The organism is Polaromonas sp. P1_E3 (assembly GCF_056405935.1).
Genome location: NZ_JBFUBD010000135.1, coordinates 1 through 6,943, shown reverse-complemented (window position 1 = coordinate 6,943; position 6,943 = coordinate 1). Strand labels below are relative to the sequence as shown.

Below are 6,943 nucleotides of genomic sequence, written 5' to 3'. Positions count from 1 at the left end.
ATCCAGGTGCACGGTGGTTACGGCTATACGCGAGACTTTCCGGTCGAGCAGTACTGGCGCGACAACCGCCTGAACATGATCCATGAAGGCACGCACGGCATTCAGGCCATGGACTTGCTGGGCCGCAAGGTGCTGATGGAAGGGGGCAGGGGGCTGCAGCTGCTGGCCGCGCGCATCAACGCCACGGTTGAAAAGGCGATTCAGGTGCCCGAACTTGCCGCCCATGCCAACGCACTGGCCAAGGCCCTGCAGCATGTGGGCAGCGCCACCAAGGCAGCCTGGGCCACGGGCGAGCCCGGCGAGGCACTGGCCAATGCGGTACCCTATATGCAGGCCTTCGGCCACACCGTGCTGGCGTGGATCTGGCTGGACGTGGCGCTGGCCAATCTTGCACTACAGCAATCTGCTACCAATTCGATAGCTGCTTGCGCAGGACGGATGGGCGCCACACGCTATTTTTATCACTACGAATTACCCAAGATCGGCGCCTGGCTCAAGGTCGTTGAAACCCGTGACCTGACCTGTGCCGATTTGCCCGAGGAGGCGTTTTAATGGCTTTTTTCAAACCGTCCGCTGACCCTGTCTCCAACAAGGCCGTGGCGCGCTTGCAGGCCCTGATCTGGATACTGATCTATGGCGGGCTGCTGACGCTGGTGCTGGGCCTGTCGGTCCAGCGCCTGGACGATGCCATCGGCTGGTCCATGGTCGTGCTGGGCGGCATTGTGGCGGCGGCGGGTGCGGTGCTGGTTTACGTGCGTTCCCGCCTCAACGTCGGCCCGTAGCAACCTGAAGTCGCCACGACGACAGCGCGGCCTGCAGGGCGCCTGATGTTGTGCCAATATGGCAGACCGTCGACCGATATCGCGACCACGGCCGTAACCAGCAAATTATTTGCAACCATTCCTGCCGGAAGTCCCGCGCGGCGCCCGGCAAGCCAGACAACCCCATCCAGGAGACCGCTTTCATGACCCGTACCATCCAGCAACTGTTCGACCTCAAAGGCAAAACCGCACTCGTGACCGGCGGCTCTCGCGGCCTGGGCCTGCAACTGGCCCAGGCGCTGGGCGAAGCCGGCGMGAAAATCATTTTGAGCTCACGCAAGGCTGAAGACCTGGTCGAGTCCGCCGCTGAACTTAAAGCCGCCGGTATTGACGTCGACTGGATCGCCGCTGATTGCTCGAAAGAAGAAGACATCCGCGCGCTGGCCGATGAAGCCATCAAGCGCCTGGGCCATGTCGACATCCTGGTGAACAATGCCGGCGCCGCCTGGGGCGCGCCTGCCGAAGACCACCCGGTGGAAGCCTGGGACAAGGTCATGAACCTCAACATCCGTGGCTATTTCATCCTGAGCCAGCACATCGCCAAGCACAGCATGATTGCCCGCAAGTCCGGCCGCATCATCAACGTGGCGTCCATCGCCGGCCTGGGCGGCAACCCGCGCGAGATGACCACCGTGGCCTACAACACCTCCAAGGGTGCCGTCATCAACTTCACGCGCGCACTGGGCTGCGAATGGGGCAAGTACAACATCACCGTTAACGCGATCTGCCCGGGCTTCTTCCCGAGCCGGATGACGGTGGGCACGCTGAAAGCCTTGGGTGAAGAAAAACTCGCGTCGCATGCGCCGCTGGGCCGCCTGGGCGACGACGAAGATTTGAAGGGACTGTGCGTGCTGTATGCGTCCGACGCCGGCAAGCACATTACGGGGCAGTGGCTGGCCGTCGACGGCGGTGTTTCAGTAGTAACCGGTGGTTAAACATGGAGCCCCCACGTTCGCTCGCTGCGCGTAGCTCTCTGCCCCCCGAGGGGGCGCTGCGCCTGCGGCCCGGCGAAGCCGGTTCCGCGGCCCCGGCTTGTGAAGAGGGGAACCGCAGGCTTGTTGCTTTTCTTTCTGCGCTGCGTCAGCAGGAGATATGCAGATGAATTTCGGCGCAGACATCCCCTTTGTCAATCATCTCGGTTTTGAGCTTGAGTTGTTCGAAGGCGGCGCATCGGCCATTGGCTACGCGCCCAGGCCCGAGCACCTCAACTCCTTCGCCGTGACGCACGGCGGCGCCATCATGACGCTGCTGGATGTGACGATGGCAACTGCCGCGCGCAGCGTGCAAAAAGACATGGGCGTGGTCACCATCGAGATGAAAACCAGCTTCATGCGGCCAGCACCCGGCGACGGGAGCCGGCTCACGGCCAAGGGGCGGCTCATGCATCGCAGCACCACCATGGCGTTTACCGAAGCCACGCTGTATGACGCGGAAGGCCGTGCCTGTGCACACTCCACGGGTACTTTCAAGTACGTGCGGCGGGTTGCGACCACCGCCCAAACCACCGGCGCACCAGCTCCTTCCGGCAGCGGCATATCAACCGATTGAGCTGGAATTACTGGTCAAATCACTTCCCAGCCCAATAAAGACGTGCGCAAGCAGCTATCAAATCAATAGCAATCACCTGCTATCCCGACAAAACACAGGAGACTTCCATGCCCATCAACCAGCAAATCCTCCTCGACAACCGGCCCACCGGCGAGGCCGTTGCCAGCAACTTCATGCTGGTCTCCAGCGACACACCGCCTTTGCAAGAGGGCCAGGTTCTGGTGCGCCACCACTACCTCAGCCTGGACCCGTACATGCGCGGGCGCATGAACGACGCCAAAAGCTACGCCGCGCCCCAGCCGCTGGGCCAGGTCATGCAGGGCGGCGCGGCCGGTGAGGTGGTGGAAAGCCGCTCGCCCAAATTCCAGCCCGGCGACAAGGTGGTTGGCATGGGTGGGTGGCAGGAATACAGCGTGGTCAATGCCGACCAGCCCGGCGCGCTGCGCAAGGTCGACACCACCCACGTGCCGCTGTCGCATTACTTGGGCGCGGTCGGCATGCCTGGCGTCACCGCCTGGTACGGACTGGTGAAGATCATTGACCCCAAAGCCGGCCAGACCGTGGTGGTCAGCGCTGCTACCGGCGCCGTGGGCAGCGCCTTTGGCGCGCTCGCGAAGGCGCGCGGCTGCCGCGCCGTCGGCATTGCCGGTGGCCCCGACAAATGCAAATATGCAGTCGATGAGCTCGGCTTTGACGCCTGCATTGACTACAAAGTGCACGCCGATGCCGCGTCGCTCTCCAAAGCCCTCAAGGACGCCTGCCCGGACGGCATCGACGGCTACTTTGAGAACGTGGGCGGCATGGTATTAGACGCCGTTCTGACGCGCATGAACGCCTTTGGCCGTATTGCGCTGTGCGGCATGATTGCCGGCTACGACGGCCAGCCCATGCCGCTGGCCTACCCGGCGCTGATTCTGACCAACCGTCTCAAGGTGCAGGGTTTCATCGTGAGTGAGCACATGGAAGTCTGGCCCGAGGCGCTCAAGGAGCTCGGCACGCTGGTGGGCACCGGCAAGCTGCGCCCGCGTGAAAGCGTGGCGCAAGGGATTGAAGCGGCGCCTGAAGCCTTTCTTGGCTTGCTCAAGGGAAAAAATTTCGGAAAGCAACTGGTCAAACTCATCTGACCAGCCGATCAGGAGGTTTGCCATGAACTCCACCCACGAAGTTTTCAACCAGCCCGCCGCGTTGTCGGACTACAACCTGTTCGACACCAACCGGCCGCTGCGAGATGCGCTGAAGTTCAATGCGCCAGCACTGGATACGGCGGAGTTGAACCAACTGGGCGCAGCGCTGGGCAGCACCGCGATGCAGACGCATGCACGCCTGGCGAATATCCACGGGCCTGTGCTGCACAGCCACGACCGGTTTGGCCGGCGGCTGGACCAGGTGGAGTTTCACCCGAGCTATCACGCGTTGATGAAACTGGCGACGGGTTCGGGGTTGCATGGCACGCCGTGGTCTGACCAGAATCCATCGCCCCATGTACGGCGTGCCGCTGGTTTCATGCTCTTCACCGAGCTTGAGCCATCGACCTTGTGCCCCATATCCATGACCTACGCAGCCACACCCGCGTTGCGTGGCAACACCGCCATCTACGCCGACTGGGGCCTCAAGCTGGCCAGCCGCGCCTACGACCCCGAACTCAAGCCGTGGCAGGCCAAGGCCGGCCTCACCATGGGCATGGGCATGACCGAAAAGCAGGGCGGCTCGGATGTGCGGGCCAATACCACGCACGCTGAGCCCAACGGACGTGACGGCTGGGGCGAGCGCTATGCCATCACCGGCCACAAATGGTTTTTCTCGGCGCCCATGTGCGACGCCTTCCTGGTGCTGGCGCAAACGCAAAGCGGCCTGTCCTGCTTCTTCCTGCCGCGCGTGCTGCCGGACGGTGGCCTTAACGCCATCCGCATCCAGCGCCTCAAGGACAAGCTGGGCAACAAGGCCAACGCGAGTTCTGAAGTGGAATTCGAAGGAGCGCAGGCGTGGCTGGTGGGCGAAGAGGGCCGCGGCATCCCGCAGATCCTGGAAATGGGCACCATGACCCGGCTGGACTGCGCGCTGGGCACCAGCGGGTTGATGCGCCAGGCATTGGCCCTGGCGCTGAACCACACCTCGCAGCGCAAAGCCTTCGGCAAGCTGCTGATTGATCAGCCGCTGATGCGCAATGTGCTGGCTGACCTGGCGCTTGAATCCGAAGCGGCGACCGCGCTGGCCATGCGCCTGGCCAGGGCTTTCGACCGGCCGGGCGATGCCCACGAGGCCGCCATGGCACGCCTGCTGACGCCGGTTGCCAAGTTCTGGATCTGCAAGCGCGGCAGCCACTTCGCCCAAGAGGCAATGGAATGCCTGGGCGGCAATGGCTATGTGGAAGAGGGCGGCGAGGGCGTCATGGCCCGCGTTTACCGCGAAATGCCGCTCAATTCGATCTGGGAAGGCGCGGGCAACATCATGGCGCTGGACCTTCTGCGCGCGCTGCGAAAAGCTGACGCGGTGGCGGCCCTGAACCAGGAGCTTGCCGCCGCAAAAGGCGCGCACCCCGCGCTGGACCGGCTGGCYGCGGCCTTGCCCCTGCGTGTCGAAGAAATGGCGACTGAGGCCGAAGCACGGCGGCTCGCGCAAGACGTCGCGCTGGCTGTGCAGGCCGCCTTGTTGCACCAGACTGCCCCTGGCCCCGTCTTTGCCGCTTTTTGCGACTCACGCATTGCGGGCAACTGGGGCCATGCTTTCGGTACGCTGGGCGCCGGCACTGATTTCGACACCCTCATCACCCGGGCCATGCCCCGCTGAATTTCAAGATACGCAGAACACCCGGAGACAACCATGAGCGAACTTATCCTTCACCATTACCCGACATCCCCATTTGCCGAAAAAACGCGCCTGATGCTCGGCTACAAAAACCTGCCCTGGAAGTCCGTCATCATCCCAATGATCATGCCCAAGCCCGACGTGGTGGCGCTGACGGGCGGCTACCGCAAGACGCCCATCCTGCAAATCGGCGCCGACATATATTGCGACACCGCCTTGATCAGCGACGTTCTGGAACACCYGCAGCCCGAGCCCTCGGTGTACCCGGAACCCAGCAAGGGCCTGGCGCGCACCCTCGCGCACTGGGCCGACAACACACTGTTCTGGACCTCCATGGCCTACAACACCCAGCCCAAGGGCGTGGCCCAGATTTTTGAAAAAGCGCCGCCAGAGGCTGCCCGTGCCTTCGGCGAAGACCGCAAGGCCATGAGCACCGGCATGCCACGCCTGCGCGCCAGCGACGCCGCTGCAGCCTACAAATCCTATTTGCGCCGGATTTCGGACATGCTCGATGACCGGCCTTTTCTGCTGGGCGATGTACCCTGCATCGCCGACTTCGCGATGTACCACCCGCTGTGGTTCACGCGGGTGCAGACACCTGTGCTCGCAGGCATCCTGAACCTCACGCCGGCCGTACTGGAATGGATGGACCGCATGGCGGCAATAGGCCACGGCGGCATTGAAAAGTTCAGCGCAGCCGAGGCTGTGGCGCTCGCCGCCGCATCCACGCCGGCGCCGCTAAACGATGATTTGTTCCAGGACGAACACGGCATTCCCCTGGGCAGCCAGGTGCTGGTCAGCGGCGAGAGTTTTGGCCCCGAGCCGACCGAGGGCGAACTGATCGCCGCTACCCGCATGCATTACACGCTGCGCCGCACCGATGCGCGTGCCGGCACCGTGCACGTGCACTTTCCGCGCATCGGCTACACCCTGAAGGCAGCCACGCCCGCATGAAGAGTTCCAACGATATTGCCTGGCGCTTTGTGCCCTTCGCCGCGCTGACGACGCCGCAGCTGTATGAAATGCTGCAGCTGCGCAGCGAAGTTTTTGTGGTTGAGCAGGCCTGTATCTTCCAGGATATGGACGGCGCCGACGCGCAGGCCATGCATCTGCTGGGCACAAGGGAAGGGCGGCTGGTAGCCTATGCGCGCTGCTTTGCTGCGGGCGTGAAGTTTGCCGAGGCCAGCATAGGCCGGGTGGTCACGCATGCCTCGGCACGCGGCGGCGGCATCGGCCATGTGCTGATGAAAGAGGCCGTTGGCCGTTTGCAGCAGCACTGGGGCCCGCAGCCCATCCGCATAGGCGCACAGGCGCGGCTTGAACAGTTTTACCTGCAGCACGGTTTTGCCAATACCGGCCAGCCCTACATCGAAGACGGCATACCGCACATCGAGATGCTTCGGGCTGCCTGAATAATTGCCTCAAGTTGCCAGAGTGACAGCTGAGACGGCTTGCCTCACGGACAATTTTCCCATTCCAGCTATCAAGGACTCCCCAAAATGATTACGGACTTCAAAGGAAAAACAGCAGTGCTGACCGGCGCGGGTTCGGGCTTTGGCCTGGAATGCGCGCGCCTGGGCGCCAAACTGGGTATGAACCTCGTGCTGGTTGACGTGCAGCAGGATGCGCTGGACAAGGCAGCCGAGGAAATAAAGGCCGCCGGCGCCCAGGTGCTGTCCTTCAAGCTCGACGTTTCCAGCGCCACGCAAATGGAGGCTATGGGCAAGGCCGTGTTCGAGCGCTTCGGTGCCCCGCATTTCGTTTTTAAC

Annotated in this window: 9 protein-coding genes; all 9 read left to right on the top strand. The window is 63.0% G+C overall.

Going from position 1 to position 6,943, the window contains the following annotated elements:
* Positions 1-552 (top strand): acyl-CoA dehydrogenase C-terminal domain-containing protein (locus AC1D0Z_RS13760; RefSeq protein ID WP_477658792.1); only part of this gene is annotated, 552 nt, incomplete at its 5' end.
* A complete protein-coding gene (locus AC1D0Z_RS13755) occupies positions 552-782 on the top strand; it encodes a hypothetical protein (protein ID WP_477658791.1) in 231 nt (76 codons plus the stop codon). The genes AC1D0Z_RS13760 and AC1D0Z_RS13755, both read left to right, overlap by 1 nt.
* 182 nt (positions 783-964) lie before the next feature.
* Positions 965-1,756: an SDR family oxidoreductase gene (locus AC1D0Z_RS13750; protein ID WP_477658790.1), complete on the top strand. Its 792-nt coding sequence runs from the start codon at positions 965-967 to the stop codon at positions 1,754-1,756.
* Positions 1,757-1,919: 163 nt separating this feature from the next.
* Positions 1,920-2,369, top strand: a complete 450-nt coding sequence (locus AC1D0Z_RS13745) for a PaaI family thioesterase (protein WP_477658789.1) — start codon at positions 1,920-1,922, stop codon at positions 2,367-2,369.
* A gap of 107 nt (positions 2,370-2,476) precedes the next feature.
* Positions 2,477-3,493 (top strand): NADP-dependent oxidoreductase, encoded by a 1,017-nt coding sequence (locus tag AC1D0Z_RS13740; RefSeq protein WP_477658788.1) that lies wholly within the window; start codon positions 2,477-2,479, stop codon positions 3,491-3,493.
* Between the two features lie 22 nt (positions 3,494-3,515).
* Positions 3,516-5,156, top strand: a complete 1,641-nt coding sequence (locus AC1D0Z_RS13735; protein WP_477658787.1) for an isovaleryl-CoA dehydrogenase — start codon at positions 3,516-3,518, stop codon at positions 5,154-5,156.
* Positions 5,157-5,189: 33 nt separating this feature from the next.
* On the top strand, positions 5,190-6,128 hold the full coding sequence (locus AC1D0Z_RS13730) for a glutathione S-transferase family protein (RefSeq protein ID WP_477658786.1): 939 nt from the start codon (positions 5,190-5,192) through the stop codon (positions 6,126-6,128).
* Positions 6,125-6,586, top strand: a complete 462-nt coding sequence (locus AC1D0Z_RS13725) for a GNAT family N-acetyltransferase (protein WP_477658785.1) — start codon at positions 6,125-6,127, stop codon at positions 6,584-6,586. Before AC1D0Z_RS13730 ends, AC1D0Z_RS13725 begins: the two co-directional genes overlap by 4 nt.
* A gap of 87 nt (positions 6,587-6,673) precedes the next feature.
* A partial coding sequence (locus AC1D0Z_RS13720) for an SDR family NAD(P)-dependent oxidoreductase (RefSeq protein WP_477658784.1) occupies positions 6,674-6,943 on the top strand: 270 nt, incomplete at its 3' end.